We start from the raw sequence: 17,414 nt of genomic DNA, 5'->3' as shown, positions 1-17,414 counted from the left end.
GACCAGGGCCGTCCGGCACCATCCTCCCTGCCACGCCGGGCGGCCCTCATCCATGCGACACGTACACAAGGAGACCTGCCTTGATACGCCCTGCCGCAGGAGTGCTCGCCGCCGCCCTGGCCGTGACCTTCCTGCCCGCCCTCCCCGCCTCGGCCGCACCGGCCAGGCCGCCCGCGCCACCCTCGGACGCGAAACTGGCCGCCGAACCGGCCCGGCACGACCTGACCCGGGAGCAGTTCTACTTCGTGCTCCCGGACCGGTTCGCGAACGGCGACCCCCGCAACGACCGGGGCGGCCTGACCGGGTCGCGCCTGGAGACCGGCCTGGACCCCACGGACAAGGGCTTCTACCAGGGCGGTGACCTCAAGGGACTCACCGACCGCCTCGACTACGTCAAGGGGCTCGGCACCACGGCCATCTGGCTGGCGCCGATCTTCAAGAACCAGCCGGTGCAGGGCAAGGGGGCCGATGTCTCCGCCGGCTACCACGGCTACTGGATCACCGACTTCACTCAGGTCGACCCGCACTTCGGGACCAACGCCGACCTGGAGCGACTGATCGACAAGGCGCACGGGAAGGGGATGAAGGTCTTCTTCGACGTCATCACCAACCACACCGCCGATGTCGTGGACTACCGGGAGGCGTCGTACTCGTACCTGTCGAAGGGGGCGTTCCCCTATCTGACCAAGGACGGGGTGCCGTTCGACGACAAGGACTACTCCGACGGGAAGGCGAAGTTCCCGAAGGTGGACGGGGAGTCCTTCCCGAGGACCCCCTTCGTGCCGGACGCGAAGAAGAACCTCAAGGTGCCGGGCTGGCTCAACGACCCGACGATGTACCACAACCGCGGTGACTCCACCTTCGCCGGTGAGTCCTCCGACCAGGGTGACTTCTTCGGTCTCGACGACCTGTGGACCGAGCGTCCCGAGGTCGTCAGCGGGATGGAGAAGATCTACGAGAAGTGGGTGCGGGACTTCCGGATCGACGGCTTCCGGATCGATACGGTCAAGCACGTCAACACCGAGTTCTGGACGCAGTGGGCGACCGCTCTCGACACCTACGCGGCGAAGCGCGGCCGCGACGACTTCTTCATGTTCGGCGAGGTCTACTCCGCCGACACCGCCGTCACCTCCCCGTACGTGACGCGCGGGAAGCTCGACGCCACCCTCGACTTCCCGCTCCAGGACGCGATCCGCGCGTACGCCTCCCAGGGCGCGCCGGCCGGCCGACTGGCCTCCGTCCTCGGCGACGACTACCGGTACACCTCCGGCAAGGCCAACGCCTACGAGCAGGTGACCTTCCTCGGCAACCACGACATGGGCCGCTTCGCCACCTTCCTGAAGCAGGACCGCCCGGCGGCCGGGGAGCAGGAGCTGTTGGAGCGCTACCGGCTGGCGAACGAGCTGATGTTCTTCGCCCGGGGCAATCCGGTGATCTACTCCGGTGACGAGCAGGGCTTCACGGGCGCCGGCGGCGACAAGGACGCCCGGCAGCCGCTGTTCGCCACGCAGGTCGCCGACTACCTGGACGACGACCAGCTCGGAACGGTGCGCACACATGCGAGCGATGCTTACGATCCGGGACACCCGCTCTATCAGCAGATCAGTGCTCTCTCGAAGCTGACGAAGGCGCACCCGGCCCTGCGGGACGGCGTTCAGAGTGAACGTTTCTCCGACGGCTCGGTCTACGCCTTCGCCCGCACCGACACCAAGACCCGCACCGAGTACCTCGTCGCCGCCAACAACGGCGCCGACTCCCGCACCGTCGAGATCGACGCCCCGGCCGGCGCCCAGTACCGCACCCTGTACGGCGGCACCGCGCTGATCCGCGCCTCTGCGGCCGGCAAGCTCACCGTCCCGGTCCCCGCCCTCGGCTCCGTCGTCCTCCAGGCCGTGACGCCCGCCGCCAAGCCGACCGTCAAGCCCACCTTGACCCTCAAGGCCCCCGCCCCCGGCGCCACCGGCACCGTCGAGCTCTCCGCCGACGCCGCCGGCGGCGGCCTGAACCGCGTCGTCTTCGCCGCCCAGACCGGTACCGACACGTGGCAGGTCCTCGGTACCGCCGACCACGCCCCCTACAAGGTCACCCAGCACCTCGACGCCACGACCCCGGCCGGCACCGCCCTGCGCTACAAGGCCGTCGTCGTCGACTCCGCCGGCCGCACCGCGAGCGCCCTCGCCGAGTCCGTCACCGGCCAGGCCCCGCCCACCGAGATCCCCACCGCCACCCAGCGCGACCACGCGGTCGTCCACTACAACCGCCCCGACGGCGACTACACGAACTGGCGGCTGTACGCCTGGGGCGACCTCGCCGACGGCGAGGCCACTCCGTGGCCGGCCGGTCACGACTTCACCGGCCGCGACGCCTACGGCGCCTTCGCGTACGTCAAGCTCAAGCCCGGTGCCTCCTCCGTCGGCTACCTCGTCATCGACAAGGACGGCAACAAGGACGTCGCCGCCGACCGCACCATCGACGTGACGAAGACCGGCGAGATCTGGCTGGAGCAGGGCAAGGAGCCCGCCCGCACCGACCGCCCCGCCTACCCGCCGCAGGACCAGGCCAAGGCCGTCCTGCACCACCAGCGCCCCGACGGCGCGTACGACGGCTGGGGCCTGCACGTGTGGACCGGGGCCGCGAACCCCACCGACTGGTCCAAGCCGATCCTGCCCACCCGCACCGACTCCTACGGCGCGGTCTACGAGGTCCCCCTCGCGGCCGGCGCCACCAGCCTCAGCTACATCCTCCACAAGGGCGACGAGAAGGACCTCCCCACCGATCAGTCCCTGGACCTGAAGGCCACCGGCCACGAGGTGTGGATGCTGGGCGGCCAGGAGAAGTACCTCCTCCCGCAGCCCGCCGGATCCGCCGCCGCCCTGGACCTCACCAAGTCCCAGGCCGTCTGGATCGACCGTGACACCCTCGCCTGGAACGCCCCCGCCACCGCCGCCTCCGTACAGCTCCTCGCCTCCCGCGAAGGCGCCGTCAAGGCCGAGAACGGCACCCTGACCGGCCGCGCCCAGTGGCTGCGGCTGGGGGCGCGGACCGAGCTGACCGCCGCCCAGAAGCAGAAGTTCCCGCACCTGGCCGCGTACGGCGCCCACACCGTCGACCCGCGCGACCGCGACCGGGTCCGCGAGGCCCTGCGCGGCCAGCTCGTCGCGAGCGCCCGCGCCGCGAACGGCGCCGTCCTCGCCGCCACCGGCGTCCAACTCGCGGGCGTCCTCGACGACCTGTACGCGACCACCGCCTCCCTCGGCCCCGTCTTCAAGGACGGCCGCCCCACCCTCTCCGTCTGGGCCCCCACCGCCCAGCAGGTCTCCCTCGAACTCGACGGCCGCACGGTCGCCATGCGCCGCGACGACGCCACCGGCGTCTGGTCGGTGCGCGGCGAACGCTCCTGGACCGGCAAGCCCTACCGCTTCGACGTCACCGTCTGGGCCCCGAGCACCCGCCAGGTGGTCCGCAACCTCGTCACCGACCCCTACTCCACCGCCCTCACCGCGGATTCCGTCCACAGCCTCGTCGTCGACCTGGCCGACCCCAAGCTGGCCCCGCCCGGCTGGAAGACCCTGCGCAAGCCCGCGCCCGTCCCCTTCACCTCCGCGCAGATCCAGGAGCTGCACATCCGCGACTTCTCCGTCGCGGACCGCACCACCACCCACCCCGGCCAGTACCTGGCCTTCACCGACACCGCCTCGGCGGGCATGCGGCACCTGCGCGACCTGGCCACCGCCGGAACCTCCTACGTCCACCTCCTACCGGCCTTCGACATCGGCACCATCCCGGAGAAGGCCGCCGACCGCACCGAGCCCGCCTGCGACCTGTGGGTGTACGCCCCGGACTCGCAGGAACAGCAGGCCTGTGTGGCCGCCGCGGCCGCGAAGGACGCGTACAACTGGGGCTACGACCCGCTGCACTACACCGTCCCCGAAGGCAGCTACGCGAGCGACCCGAACGGCACGGCCCGCACCGTCGAGTTCCGCAGGATGGTCCAGTCCCTGAACGGGTCCGGGCTGCGCACGGTGATGGACGTCGTCTACAACCACACCGTCGCGGCGGGTCAGTCGGACAAGTCCGTCCTGGACCGCATCGTCCCCGGCTACTACCAGCGCCTGCTGGCGGACGGCTCCGTCGCCACCTCCACCTGCTGCGCCAACACGGCCCCCGAGAACGCCATGATGGGGCGCCTGGTCGTCGACTCGATCGTCACCTGGGCGAAGGAGTACAAGGTCGACGGCTTCCGCTTCGACCTGATGGGCCACCACCCGAAGGCCAACATCCTGGCCGTCCGCTCGGCCCTCGACGCCCTGACCGTCGCCAAGGACGGAGTCGACGGCAAGAAGATCGTGCTCTACGGAGAGGGCTGGAACTTCGGCGAGATCGCCGACGACTCCCGCTTCGTGCAGGCCACGCAGAAGAACATGGCCGGCACCGGCATCGCCACCTTCTCCGACCGGGCCCGTGACGCCGTCCGCGGCGGCGGCCCCTTCGACGAGGACCCGCGCGTCCAGGGCTTCGCGTCCGGCCTGTTCACCGCCCCGAACGCCTCGCCCGCCAACGGCACCGCCGAGCAGCAGAAGGCCCGTCTCCTGCACGCCCAGGACCTGATCAAGGTCGGGCTCTCCGGCAACCTCGCCTCGTACGCCTTCACCGACACCACCGGCCGCCGCGTCAAGGGCGCCGAGGTGGACTACAACGGCGCCCCGGCCGGCTACGCGGCCGCCCCGGGCGATGCCCTCGCCTACGCCGACGCCCACGACAACGAATCCCTCGCCGACGCCCTGACCTACAAACTCCCGACCGGCACCGCCCCCCGCGACCAGGCCCGCATGCAGGTCCTGGCCATGGCGACGGCCGCCCTCTCGCAGGGCCCGGCCCTCTCCCAGGCGGGCACCGACCTGCTCCGCTCCAAGTCCCTGGACCGCAACTCCTACGACAGCGGCGACTGGTTCAACGCCATCCACTGGGACTGCCGGGACGGCAACGGCTTCGGCCGCGGCCTGCCCCCGGCCGCCGACAACGCCTCGAAGTGGCTCTACGCGAAGCCGCTGCTCACGGGACCGGCGCCCAGCTGCACGGACATCGGCGCGACCTCGGCCGCCTACCGCGACCTGCTGCGCATCCGCACCACCGAGCCGGACTTCGCCCTCACCACGACCGAGGCCGTCCAGTCCCGGCTGGCGTTCCCCCTCTCGGGCAAGGACGAGACCCCGGGCGTGATCACCATGACCCTGGGCGACCTGGTGGTCGTCTTCAACGCGGCCCCCACCGGAGCGGCGCAGCGCGTGCCCGCCCTCGCCGGCGCCACCTACCGGCTGCACCCGGTCCAGGCCGCCGGCTCCGACGCCGCCGTCAAGGGGTCCACGTACGACGCGAAGACAGGAGAGTTCACCGTCCCCGCCCGCACCGTCGCGGTCTTCACACGGCGGTGAGCCGGTCCAGCCGCTTCTCCAGCAGGATCACCCCGTAGGTCCTGCCGTCCTTCCCCTGCTTGTCAGGGAGCTCCCCGACCACCCGGTAGCCCGCACCTCGGTAGTACGCGAGCAGCCGGGGGTTGGTGGAGACGCAGTCCAGCCGCGCCCGTTCCCGACCGGTCCGGGCGGTCCGGCGCTCGGCGTGTTCGAGCAGCCGCCGCCCGGCCCCCGCGGGGGCCACCTCGCGGGCCACCATCAGCCGGTGCACGTAGCCGGCCACGGGCGGCTGGACTCCCCAGGCCTCCTCGTCGGACCACCACAACTCGTAGGCCCCGCACACGTGCCCGTCGGCGTCACCGGCGAGCCACACCTCGCCCTCGCGCATCTTCGACCGGAAGTGCTCGGCGTCCTTGTCGCCGGGCTTCCACTGATCGATCCCGTGCTTGCGCATCCACCGGGCAGCCTGGTCGTACAGCTGCACCAGCGTGCCGGCGTCCTTCTCCACGGCCGGCCGGAACAGGATCTCGTCGTCAATGATCACGCGGGCATTATCGATGATCATGGGCGGCCGCCACACCCCGGATTCGAAGGGAATCGGCCACCGGGGCCGGGACCCGTCCCGGACCTGTCCCGCACCCGTCCCGTCCCTGGGGGGTTTCCTACGAGGCCCCGCCCGGCACCAGCCCGCCGAGCCGCCCGACCAGCTCCCCGAAGGGCCCGTCGGCGGGTTCGTCGGCCAGGATCCGTACGAGGATCCCCGCCATCTCCGCGTCGTACGCGGCGCTCACGGCGGCCAGCGCGGCGAAGTCGTGCACCAGCTGCAATTCCAGTTCGCTCCGCGGGATCCGACGCCCGTCCAGCCAGATCAGCGCGGTGGACTCGGCGAGCGACACCCAGGACCGCACCACGAGCTCCATGCGCGCGGGCGTACGGTCCGGCGCGATGCCCAGGTGCGTGAGGATCTGCTCGTACGCCGCCTGCCGGACCTCGTCGATCATCGCGTTCGTCCGGCTGCTGCCGACGGCCGGACCGCCCCGCATCAGCGCCGAGAAGCCCGGCCCGTGGTCGTCGACGAAATCGAAGAACCGCCCCATCACCCGCAGCAGGCGCGCCCCGAGCGGCCCCTCCCTGGGCTCCACGAACCGCAGCGCCAGCTCGTCGGCGGCCCGCCGCAGCGCGGCCTCGTACAGGCTCAGCTTGCCCGGAAAGTAGTGGTAGACGAGCGGCCGGGATATCCCGGCCGCCGCCGCGATCTCGTCGATCGACACATCGTCGGGCGAGCGGTTGCTGAACAGCTCCAGGGCAACCCCGATCAGCTGCTGCCGCCGCTCCTCGACACCCATCCTGCGTCGCACCCCGGTTGTCATGCGGACACCCTACTGGGGAGCGTTCACAGGTCCAGGACCAGTCGGTCCCCCTTCGCGCGCGAGACGCACAGCAGCATCGAGTCCTCGCGCTCCTGGTCCGTGAGCAGCTCGTCGCGGTGGTCCACCCCGCCCGCCAGCACCCGGTGTTGGCAGGTCCCGCAGAAACCCTGCTCGCAGGAGTACGGGGTGTCCGGCAGCTCCCGGCGCACCGCGGCCAGCGTGCTCTCGTCCGCCGCCACCTCGACGACCCGGCCCGAGCGGCGCAGTTCGACCGTGAAGGCCCGCCCCGGACCGGCCTCGCCCTCCGGGGCGAACCGCTCCAGGTGCACCGCCGCCGGATCCGCGGCCGCCGCCGTGACGGCCCGCATCAGCGGCTCCGGACCGCAGCAGTAGACCGCCGTGCCCGGTCCGGCCGCGGACACCGCGGCCAGGTCGGGCAGGCCCGTCTCGTCCTGCGCGAGGACCGACACCCGGTCGCCGTAGGGCGCGAGATCGGCCAGGAAGGGCATCGAGGCGCGCGTGCGGCCCCCGTAGAGGAGGGTCCAGTCGGCGCCCGCCGCCGTGGCGGCCCGCAGCATCGGGAGGATCGGGGTGATGCCGATGCCGCCCGCGACGAAGACGTACGAGGCCGCCGGGACCAGCTCGAAGCGGTTGCGCGGCGGGCGCAGCTCCAGCTCGGCGCCCTCGACCAGTTGCGCGTGCGCCTCGCGGGAGCCGCCCCGGCCGTCCTCGATCAGCCGGATCGCGATCGTGTACCGGCCGGCGTCCGCCGGGTCGCCGCACAGCGAGTACTGGCGGACCAGGCCCGAGGGCAGGGTGACGTCCACGTGCGCGCCCGGGGTCCACGCCGGGAGTTCCGGTGACTCCAGGGTCAGCCGCAGCACGCCGTGCGCGGGCTCCGTACGGGAGACGATCAGCGCACGCAGGGCCCGGCGCGGGGAGTGGCCGGAGACCGGGGTCTCCAGGGCCGGCAGCGGCCAGAGCGGGGACCGGTCGATGCGGCGCCGCAGGGCGCGCCGGGTCATCCAGGCCGCGCCCAGGGCGGCCGTGACGGTGAGGGCGCGCCTCATGCCCGCACCCCGCCGTTCGCGCCGGGGGAGGCGGCGAGATAGGCCACCGCCTGGGCCGTGGAGCCCTCCTGGGAGGGGTGGTAGGTGCGGGAGAGGTACTTCGGGATGGACTTCAGCATCGCTCCCGTCGACGGGAGCACCCCCTGCTGCCCGGCCACGAAGAACTTCCCGAAGGAGGCCTTGCCGTCCACCAGGTGCGGGTCGTTCTCCATGAAGAAGCGCACCCCGCGCTGCCACAGGAACACCAGGGCCGAGAAGGCGGTCGCCCAGGTGCGGGCCCGGCGTCGGTAGGTGCCGTCGACGTGCATGAAGAGGTCGAAGGCCACCGAGCGGTGCTCGACCTCCTCCGCCCCGTGCCAGCGCAGCAGGTCCAGCATGGTGGGGTCGGCGCCCCGCAGGTCCAACGCGTCGGCGTTCAGCACCCAGTCGCCCAGGAACGCCGTGTAGTGCTCGATCGCCGCGATCATCGCGACACGTTCCATCAGCCACCAGTGGCGGGCCCGGCCCGGCGGCAGGGTCCGGTCGCCGAGGAGCTTCTCGAACAGCCAGTCCACCTGCGCGGTGTAGGGGGTCGGGTCGAGTCCCAGTCGCTTCAGGTGGGGGAGCACGTCGTCGTGGGCGGTGGCGTGCATGGCCTCCTGGCCGATGAAGCCGACGACGTCCGCCCGCAGTCGCTCGTCCTCGATGTACGGGAGCACCTGCTTGTAGACGTGCACGAACCAGCGCTCTCCCGCGGGGAGCAGGAGGTGCAGCACATTGATCATGTGTCCGGCGAAGGGGTCGCCGGGCAGCCAGTGGAGCGGGGTGTCCTCCCAGCCGAAGGACACGTTCCGGGGCCTCAGGTCCACGTGTTCCGACGCCACGGGGGCGGGCGCGAGCGGCGTATTAGACATGGCGTCAATGTACTGATGGGTAGGGGGGAGGAGAAGCCCCTTGCGCGGACTTCTCCGACATGACGCTGCCCGGGCGCTCGCGCACCCGGGCAGTGTCCGTGTCCGTGCCGGTGTTCCGTCGGCCGTCGGATATCGGCTGTCGGCTACCGCTTGATGTGGCCGGTCGAGAGCGCCCACTCGCGGTTGAGGGTGCCCAGCGGGATCTTGCGCTCGAAGACGGGCGTACCGAACAGCGACAGCTGGAGCTGGAGGTTCCCGCTCAGGTCGAAGCCGCCGTACAGCGCCCAGGCGCCCTCCAGGGAGGTCTTGCCGTCGCTGGACGCGGCCGCCTTGATGTCGCCCTCACCGCGCACGTACGGGGCGAAGTCCGCGGTGACGCCGACGGCCCCGTAGAGCCCGACGGAGGCCTCGGCGCCGATCGCGCCCTTGACCTTTCCGGTGGCGGTGACGCTCGCCTTGACCGGCGTGCTCTTCACGTTCGAGGCGCTCACCGGGGTCCACCCCTTGCCCGAGGCGTAGCTGCCGCCGACCTTGAAGTCGCCCTTGACGTCCTGCTGGACCTCGACGGTCACGCGGCCGTCGGCCTCCACCTGGATGTAGCAGGTCAGGTCGAGGTTGACGACGACCGGCACCGGGCCGACCTGGATGACGGGCGAGCTGTGGAGCTTGGCGAACGGGATCCGCTTGGGCGCTCCGGTGCTCGCGGCGGCGCGGCCCTGGAGCTTCCACTGCGAGGACCAGTCGCCGCTCATGCCGAGGAAGGCGCCGCGCGGGCCGGGGGCCCCACCGGTGCTGCCGTCGTACGCGAACTCGACCTGCGGGGCGAGCTGGACGAACCCGGACACCGAGGCGCCGGCCGAGGCGGGCGCGTCCGGGGCGGTGTCCACGGCGGCGTTGACGTCGAGCCGCAGGTTGCCGAGCGGCAGCTTCGCGCCCTCGGGGCCGAAGGTCAGGCCCGGACCCTTGGCCCAGGAGAAGGTGACGCCCTTCGTCAGGGGTTCGACGGTGACCGCCGCCGGGTCCACGGGGACCTTGCCGTCGGCCTTGTCGTCGCCCAGGACGGCGGCCAGCGTGGTGGCGGCCGTCTTGACCTCGGTGCCCTGGTCGGTCTTGCCGACGACCTCGGTGACCTTGGCGAGCAGACCCGCGGGGGCGCCGGGGGCCGGTGCGCTGGCGATGACGTCGCCGACCGCGACGGGCTTGTCGGCCTCGGGGGACTTTCCGGCGTCGGGGGACTTCCCGGCCTCCGGGGACTTGCCGGTCTCCGGGGACTTCCCGGTCTCGGGCGACTTGCCGGGCGCGGGCGAACGGCCCGGCGTCTGCGCGCCCTTGGCGATGACGGCCCGGCCGGTGGCCCGGTCGTAGGAGGCGACCTTCAGGGCGGACTTCTCGGTCCTGCCCTTCCCGTCGGCCCGGGCCACCGCCGCGGGGGTGGACGTCCCCTGCGGGGCCGCGGCCACGTCGAGCTGCTGCGAGGTGCCGTCGGACGAAGGGGTGACGGCGGCGGGGGCGGCCGGTTCGGCGGCGCCGGTGTGGGAGGTCGAGCCGCAGCCGGTGGCGGTGAGGGCGAGAGCGGTCAAGCCGGGTATGAGGAGGCGTCGGGCGAGCGTGCGCACGTGGGGAGACCTTCGGTGGGGGAGGGGTGTTGGGGGTTACCGCTTGGTAACCGGAATCCGATCATGCCATGTGTCGCCCGCGACCGTCATGTCCGGATCCCGCCAACTACCCGACAGTTTCTGACTGTTGAAGCTTCACCCACCCGTGAGAGGCGCTCGTTCCCTAGGGGGTGTCTTGTCGATCATGGCGGGCTCGCGGTGCTCTCTGATCCACCCTGATCGACAAGACACCCCCTAGCGCAGCACGCCCGCCTTCGTCCCGTCCGTCAACTTCCCCTCCAGGTCCACCTGCGCACCCGCGGGCGCCTTCACCGCCAGCCGGTTGCCGTTCGCCGACCCGCTCACCCCGCCGCCCGACACCGACAGCGAGGCGAACTGCGCGCTGCCCGCCGCCAGTACGTACCACTGGCCCGCCCGCGACTTCCACAGCACGCCCGCCAGCACCCGCGGCTCCCGCGGACCGCACGCCGCCGACCCCTCCGACCGGGCCGCCTGCGCCGCCGTCGCGGCACCCGGGGCCAGGAACTGCGCCTGCACCCGGTCCGCCGCACCCTGCCAGGTCTCGGCCCGCGTGCAGAGCCAGGCCGCCGTCCCGTCGCCCTCCGGCAGGGGTTGCTTCGCGTACGTCCACGCGTTGACCGTGCGGACCCCGTGCGAGCGGACCGCCGGCAGCAGGCACGCGATCCTCGACCAGTCGCCGAGCTCCGCCGCCTCCGTCACATCACGCTCGGCACCCGGCGCGCCCGACGTCAGCCGGGCCGGCGTCAGTTCACCGAGGTCGGTGATCAGCCGGGTGGCGCCGTCGCCCGTCAGGGCCAGCGCGTTCCAGCTCGTACAGGAGCCCGCCGGCGCCGGGCCCGCCACCGGCGGGGTCACCCCGTCCGGGGTCGGCTTCAGCGTCACCACCGGGGCGGTGGGCTTGAGCAGGTCCCGCAGGGCGGCGCCGGTCACCCAGGGCGCGGTGAGGTAGCGGACGTTGCCGTCGACCCGGCTGAGCACCAGCGCGGTCGCGGTGTCCGCCGAGGCGCCGTCGGTCCGGGCGAAGTCGAGGGCGGCGCCCGCGGTCCCGGTCCGCGGTTCGGCGTAGCGGACCACCCGCAGCCCGTCGTACAACAGGACCACGACGGCCTGGTCCACGGCCCCCGCGAAGAGCAGCTGCGCCGGTCCCATCGGCGGCCCGGCGGGCGTGCCCGGCGTGGCCGAGGTGACCACCGACGGACCGGGCCGGGCCCACACGGCGAGCGCCCGGCGCAGCAACTCCGTGTCGCCGGCCCGGTCGCCGCGGGCGGGCCAGGTGGAGAAGTCCGTACGGGAGGACGTGCGCCAGAGGGTGGGCGCGGCCCGGACCAGCTTCCCGGGATCCAGGGCCTGCTCGGCCACCGCGTTGCGCGCGTACAGCGGGGCGGCGGCCCCGTCCGAACCCCAGCCGCCACCCGGCAGCGCGAGCAGCGCCCCGCACACGGCGAGCGCCGCCCCGGCGGCCAGCGCGGCCCGCCCGAGACGGCGCCGCCGCAGCAGATCGGTGGGCCGGGCCTGGAGCACGCACGGGTCGAACTCGGGGGAGGCGAACAGCGCGTCGTTCGCCGGATCCCCGGACTCCCGGGCCGCGGCGGCCGGATCCGGAACCCCGGCCTCGTCGAGCACCCGGAGCACCTCCGGCTCCGAAAGCCGCTCCAGCGCCCGCAGCACACAGGCGGCCCGGCCCGGCCCGCCGAGGGTGGCCAACCACTGGTCGAGGGCCAGCTCCTCGGCCCCGCCCGAGCGGGGGAACAGCCGCAGCCCCCACACCTGAGGGAGCAGCGGCGGGAGCTGCGCCCGCCTCGGCAGCGCCCGGAACGTCAGCGGAATCCCCGCCTCCAGCGCGGCGCGCAGCACGCGCAGCCGGACGTACGCGTACCCGGAGTCGTCCGGCCCGCCCCGCTGCCCCGGAACCCCGCCCTGCACGGCGGCCGCGGCCGCCGCCGCGTCCCGCCGTCCGCGCGGCAGCGCCCGCTGGACCAGCGAGTGGGCGGTGAGCACCCGCCGGTTGCGGCCGAGGGAGGGCGGCAGCACCAGATAGGCGAGCCGCACCAGCCGGGGGTAGTGCTCGACGATGGCGGCCTCGGCCTGCTCGACGTCCGGCGGCACGGGAGACACGGGAGGCATGGAGCGGGTGGCGGTATCCGGCGCAGTCACGTTCAGCAGAACGAGCGAATCGTCGGATGGTCACCGATTCGGGCCCCCCTGGCCGGGGGCCGCACCGGGCTGCGGGGTGCGGGGTGCGGGGTCAGACGACCAGACGGGCGCGCAGCGCCTCGACCGTCTCGTCGGCGACGCCCAGCCCCTCACGCACGTACTTCTCCATCGAGCCGTACCGCGTCTCGACCTCGTCCAGTGCCGCCCGCAGGTAGGAGGGGAAGACGCCGATCAGCGCGAGCGCGATGTCCGGGTCGCCGCCGGCCGCCGTGAAGCCCTCGATCATCGGGGCGAAGGCCTGCTTGACCGCCGGATTGACGGACAGGTACTCGGCCATCAGGGTCTCGTCGTCCGCGCCCAGCAGCGCCAGGACGATCGTCGCGCCCCAGCCGGTCCGGTCCTTGCCGGCCGTGCAGTGGAACAGCAGCGGACCCGAGTCGGCGTCGGCGGCCTCGGTCAGCAGCATCCGGTACGCGGCCTGTGCGGAGCCGGAGTTCACGAAGGACCGGTAGGTGTCGGCGAACAGCGCCTGCGCCCGCCCGCCGCCCAGGTGCTCCTCGGCCACGGCCGGGTCGGACAGCAGGTCCTTGAGCTGCACCGCGGCGGGCATCCTGGCGGAGTTCAGCTTGTCGGCGAGGACGTCGCCGATCAGGACCCGGGCCCCGGCGGGTATCCGGTCGGGGTGGTCGGCGCGCTCGGCGTCGGTGCGGAAGTCGATGACGGTACGCAGGCCCAGCGCGGCCACCACCGGGTCGGCGTCGAGGTCGAGCCGGTCGAGCTGGCCGGAACGCAGGAGCAGGCCGGTGCGGACGGTGCGGCCGCCGGAGAGCGGGGTGCCGCCGAGGTCGCGGAGGTTGGCGACGGTGGTGGACGGGGTGGCGGTCATCGTGGCAGCTCCTGCGTGGTGTGGTTCATGTAATTTTCTGATGTTTCGCCCCGGAAAGGCAATCGAGGGCCAGCGAGACCCCGATGCCCACCCCGAGCGCGGCCAGGTGCCCGGCGTCCGTGAAGGTCCGCCCGCGCCGGACCACCGGCGCCGCCGCGAGGGCCAGCAACCCCACCCGCGCGGCCGTACGGACCGCCCCACGCGGCAAGGCCGAGGTCAGCGCGCCGAGCACGGTGTTGAACCCGTAGCTCGTCCCCACGTCCACCGCGCGCCGGGTCCGCCGATCGGCCGTGCCGCGCAGGGCGCCGTACACGAGGAGCGTCGCCGCGGCGTGCCCGAACAGGAACACCGCGGCCGTCCACCACGCCCCGTACGCGTACTCCGCGTAGCCGAGGACCGCGACGAGCAGCAGCGCGTAGGGCAGGGGCATGGGCTCCTCGACGACGAGAGCGCTGCTCAGCAGCGTCTCCCAGCGTCCGGCGGCGAGGTTGTCGACATTCGTCGAGCAGTCCCGGAGCAGTCGCTCCCGCTCGGCCTCCCCGGTGCGCTCCAGGGCGTAGGCCCCCAGCTGCACCCCACCGGCGTACACCGCTCCCCACGGAATTGGATTCATCTACTCATGATCGGATAAGCCCCTGGCGGGAACCGAGGCACCCCGTGCGAACATGTCCCGGCCATGTTCGAATCATTCGCGCCGATGCGCGCCACGCGAGCCGCAATCTTCGCGGCGATGTGCGTCGCCCTGGGCGCGATGGGGCATTCGCTCATGTCCGGAACTGATATTCCCTTCTTCGCCCTTATGGGTGCTTTCGGGGTGACCGGCGGGTTCGCCTGGCTCGCCGCCGGGCGGCGGCGGGGCCCCGTGGGCATCACCGCCGCGGTGCTCTCCGTGCAGGGCGTGCTCCACCTGGTCTTCTCGGGGAGCGCGGCGGCGAAGCCGTTCGCCGCACCCGCCCCGATGCACGGCCACCACCCCGTGCCGGCCGCGGACGCCGGCGCGATGGCCGCCGAAGCCCCCGGCTCGGCCGACATGGCGCACATGGCGGGCACCACCGGGATGGCGGGCGCCACAGGTATGGCCGACCTGGCCGACATGGCCGGTCACGGCGGCGCCGGAATGATCGCCGCCCACGTGCTCGCCGCGCTGCTCTGCGCCGCCTGGCTCGCACGCGGCGAGGCCGCCGTCTTCCGGCTGGCCAGGGTCCTGGCCACCGCCGCCCTCCACGCGGCCCGGCCGCTCGCCCGCGCGCTCGCCCTGGTCCGGGCACAGGTGGCCGCCCTACCGGCTCGGCCCGTCCTGCCCGCCCCGTACGAACGGCCGCGCCGCCTGCGCGGAGCCGTACACGCGTATGCCGTGGTGCGCCGCGGGCCGCCCGGACGCCTCCCGCTCCCACGTTTCACGGCCCCCGGCCGGCCCGCCCACGCCTGACCTGGCGAAGCGGCGAGACCTGGGGCCCGACTCCCCATGTCTTCGCCAACACCTAGGATCCCCATGTCTCTTGACGAGGCTCAAGACGTCCGCACCCCGGACGCCGAACCGGCCGCCACGACCAAGAACCGCGGCAGCGGCTGGGCCGCCGTACGCCCGCTGCTCCTGCGCATGCACTTCTACGCGGGCCTGCTCGTCGCCCCGCTGATCTTCCTCGCCGCCGCCACCGGGCTGCTCTACGCCGTCTCCTGGCAGGCCGAGAGCATCATCTACTCCGACGAACTGACCGTCGCCCGCGTCGGCGAGAGCGCCCTGCCGCTCAGCGCCCAGGTCGACGCGGCCATGGACGCCGCCCCCGAGGGTGCGGTCGTGTCCGTCTGGCCCGCCCCCGACACCGAGGCCACCACCCGGGTGATCATGGAGAGCCCGGGCCTCCCCGAGGGTGAGACCCTCACCGTCTTCGTCGACCCGTATACGGCCGAGGTGCGCGGACAACTCGCCACCGTCGGCGACGCGCTGCCCCTGCGGGCCTGGCTCAGCGAGTTCCACTCCAGCCTCCAGCTCGGTGAGTTCGGCCGGAACTACAGCGAGCTCGCCGCGAGCTGGATGTGGGTGGTCGCCCTCGGCGGCCTCGCCCTGTGGATCGGCCGCCGCCGCAAGCGCAAGGCGCAGCTCGTCCTCCCCGACCGGGGGGCCACCGGCCACCGCCGCACCCTGTCCTGGCACGGGGCTGTCGGCCTGTGGGCCGTCGCCGGACTCGTCGTCCTCTCCGCCACCGGCCTGACCTGGTCGAAGTACGCCGGTGAGAACATCGGGGAGCTCCAGGACAGCCTCGGCGGGGCCACCCCCGCCGTCTCCGCGCAGCTCAGCGCCGGGGCGGACACCGGCTCCGACGAGCACGCCGGGCACACCATGCCCGACGGCACGCAGATGGCCCCGCCGCCCGCACACACCACCGACGTCGGCATAGACAAGGCCGTGGACGCCGCCCGGGCCGTCGGCGTCACCGAGGCGCTCCGCGTGACCCTGCCCGCCAAGGGCAAGGGCTACGTCATCAAGGAGCAGGACAAGCTGGTGCCGGTGCACCTGGACTCGGTCGCCGTCGACCCCGCCGACGCCCGCGTCATGGACGAACTGCGCTTCGCCGACTACCCCGTCCTCGCCCAGATGACCCGCTTCGGCATCGACCTGCACATGGGCACGACCTTCGGGCTCGTCAACCAGATCGCGCTCGCCGCGCTCGCCGTCGCCGTCATGTTCCTCATCTTCTGGGGCTACCGCATGTGGTGGCTCCGCCGGCCGACGAAGGACCGCACGCTGTCCGCCGGCCGCGCGCCCTCGCGCGGCGCCTGGCGCAAGCTCCCGGTGACGGTGCTGCTGCCGGTGGCCGCGGTCACCGCGCTCATCGGCTGGTTCGTCCCGCTGCTCGGGATCAGCCTGGTCGTCTTCCTCGCGGTCGACGTCCTGCTGGGCTTCGTCGCGAGCCGCAGGGCCGAGGCCGCGTAGGAGTCGCGCAGGAGCCGCGCGACGGCTCGTTCGCCGACCGACGGTGGGCCCGTACTCCCCTGGGGAGTACGGGCCCACCTTCGTCAGGTCGTCAGGTCGACCGGTGACTCAGGGGGCATACTTGTAGCCGACCCGGCGCACCGTCTGGATCGTGGCGCGGTGGGAGGCGCCCAGCTTGCGGCGCAGCCGGGCGATGTGGACGTCAACGGTCCGGCCGTCGCCGACGTGCCCGTAGCCCCAGACGGTGGTGACCAGCTGGTCCCGGCTGTGCACCCGGTGCGGGTGCGCCACCAGGTGGGCCAGCAGCTCGAACTCCAGGTACGTCAGGTCGAGCACCTGGCCGTCGACCTCGGCGGTGCGCTGCGCCGAGTCGATCCGGACCCGGCCGTCACCCGGACCGGCCGGGGCGGCGGGGGTCGAGGGGACGGCGGCGGCCACCGCCTGCGGGGCGAAGGCGACCGGGGGCTGGTGGTCGGCCGGGACGAGCACCAGGTAGCCGATCATCGGCGGCTGACCCGGCAGCGTCGGCAGGGTGTGCTGGGGCGCGGGCAGCCAGGTGGCACCCGGCGGCAGGAGGTCCACCACTCGGGCCACTTCGTCCCGGTCGACGGAACGGAGCCGGTGGCGCGGACTGGGGGGATAGGTCAGGGGAGAGGTCGCAGCGGTGGCGGCGGAGGAGAGGGAGCGGGTGTTCGCCATGAGTGGTCAGCTCTTTCACGCGGAGAGGTCGGCAGGAGACGTGCGTACGTCGTCGATGTCGATACCGCGCAGACCGAAGGCCTCGGGGAAGGTCGGACAGGTGATCCCGGGGCTTTAGAGGGCCGGCGCGTTCTTCGCGCGGCAACACTCCCGGTCGTAATCGTGATCCTGACGGGACGGCCAGAAAGGCTCGAGGTCGCTGCGACCTGACGAGGTGTGCGAGTGGCTGGCCATGGGCTCATTGAAGCAGAAGTGCCCGCCCCAGAGCAGGCAGCGTCTCACCCACTGGATCGGAATCTCATATTCCTCCATCAAATCTTCGTCCGGACATCACAAACGCGACAAAACGTCATGCGTGC

Annotated in this window: 12 protein-coding genes; 3 read left to right on the top strand and 9 right to left on the bottom strand. The window is 72.8% G+C overall.

Features of this window, described 5'->3' with window-relative positions; translation table 11 throughout:
- Window positions 1-80: 80 nt before the first annotated feature.
- On the top strand, window positions 81-5,432 hold the full coding sequence (gene pulA / locus OG624_RS13155) for a pullulanase-type alpha-1,6-glucosidase (protein ID WP_371639429.1): 5,352 nt from the start codon (window positions 81-83) through the stop codon (window positions 5,430-5,432).
- Here pulA and OG624_RS13150 read toward each other — a convergent pair.
- From OG624_RS13150 to OG624_RS13115, 8 genes are all read right to left on the bottom strand, one after another.
- Entirely contained in the window at window positions 5,419-5,955 is a 537-nt protein-coding gene (locus OG624_RS13150; RefSeq protein ID WP_033226597.1) for a GNAT family N-acetyltransferase, read from the bottom strand. The two genes, pulA and OG624_RS13150, sit on opposite strands and share 14 nt — an antisense overlap.
- A 118-nt stretch (window positions 5,956-6,073) precedes the next feature.
- On the bottom strand, window positions 6,074-6,781 hold the full coding sequence (locus tag OG624_RS13145; protein WP_033226596.1) for a TetR/AcrR family transcriptional regulator: 708 nt from the start codon (window positions 6,779-6,781) through the stop codon (window positions 6,074-6,076).
- A gap of 23 nt (window positions 6,782-6,804) precedes the next feature.
- Window positions 6,805-7,851 carry a PDR/VanB family oxidoreductase gene (locus tag OG624_RS13140; protein WP_371639428.1) on the bottom strand — a complete coding sequence of 349 codons (1,047 nt, stop codon included), beginning with the start codon at window positions 7,849-7,851 and terminating at the stop codon, window positions 6,805-6,807.
- A complete protein-coding gene (locus OG624_RS13135) occupies window positions 7,848-8,744 on the bottom strand; it encodes a metal-dependent hydrolase (RefSeq protein WP_371639427.1) in 897 nt (298 codons plus the stop codon). Before OG624_RS13135 ends, OG624_RS13140 begins: the two co-directional genes overlap by 4 nt.
- 143 nt (window positions 8,745-8,887) lie before the next feature.
- Window positions 8,888-10,360 carry a hypothetical protein gene (locus OG624_RS13130; protein WP_033226590.1) on the bottom strand — a complete coding sequence of 491 codons (1,473 nt, stop codon included), beginning with the start codon at window positions 10,358-10,360 and terminating at the stop codon, window positions 8,888-8,890.
- A gap of 234 nt (window positions 10,361-10,594) precedes the next feature.
- Window positions 10,595-12,505, bottom strand: coding sequence for a hypothetical protein (locus OG624_RS13125; protein ID WP_371639426.1), 1,911 nt, complete (start codon window positions 12,503-12,505; stop codon window positions 10,595-10,597).
- 121 nt (window positions 12,506-12,626) lie between these two features.
- Window positions 12,627-13,421 carry a tyrosine-protein phosphatase gene (locus OG624_RS13120; protein ID WP_371592695.1) on the bottom strand — a complete coding sequence of 265 codons (795 nt, stop codon included), beginning with the start codon at window positions 13,419-13,421 and terminating at the stop codon, window positions 12,627-12,629.
- A 25-nt stretch (window positions 13,422-13,446) separates the two neighbouring features.
- On the bottom strand, window positions 13,447-14,034 hold the full coding sequence (locus OG624_RS13115; RefSeq protein WP_266357722.1) for a rhomboid-like protein: 588 nt from the start codon (window positions 14,032-14,034) through the stop codon (window positions 13,447-13,449).
- A gap of 84 nt (window positions 14,035-14,118) precedes the next feature.
- Between OG624_RS13115 and OG624_RS13110 the strand changes: the two genes are divergently transcribed.
- Window positions 14,119-14,850 carry a hypothetical protein gene (locus OG624_RS13110; RefSeq protein WP_371639425.1) on the top strand — a complete coding sequence of 244 codons (732 nt, stop codon included), beginning with the start codon at window positions 14,119-14,121 and terminating at the stop codon, window positions 14,848-14,850.
- Between the two features lie 63 nt (window positions 14,851-14,913).
- Entirely contained in the window at window positions 14,914-16,356 is a 1,443-nt protein-coding gene (locus OG624_RS13105; RefSeq protein ID WP_371639424.1) for a PepSY-associated TM helix domain-containing protein, read from the top strand.
- A gap of 108 nt (window positions 16,357-16,464) precedes the next feature.
- On the opposite strand, the gene OG624_RS13100 is transcribed toward OG624_RS13105, so the two are convergent.
- A complete protein-coding gene (locus tag OG624_RS13100; RefSeq protein ID WP_033226583.1) occupies window positions 16,465-17,055 on the bottom strand; it encodes a winged helix-turn-helix domain-containing protein in 591 nt (196 codons plus the stop codon).
- Window positions 17,056-17,414: the final 359 nt, after the last annotated feature.

Source organism: Streptomyces virginiae (assembly GCF_041432505.1).
In the GTDB taxonomy this organism is placed as follows: Bacteria; Actinomycetota; Actinomycetes; order Streptomycetales; family Streptomycetaceae; genus Streptomyces; species Streptomyces virginiae_A.
The sequence above is the reverse complement of the archived record's forward strand: the minus strand, read 5'-3'. Positions and strand labels throughout refer to the sequence as shown.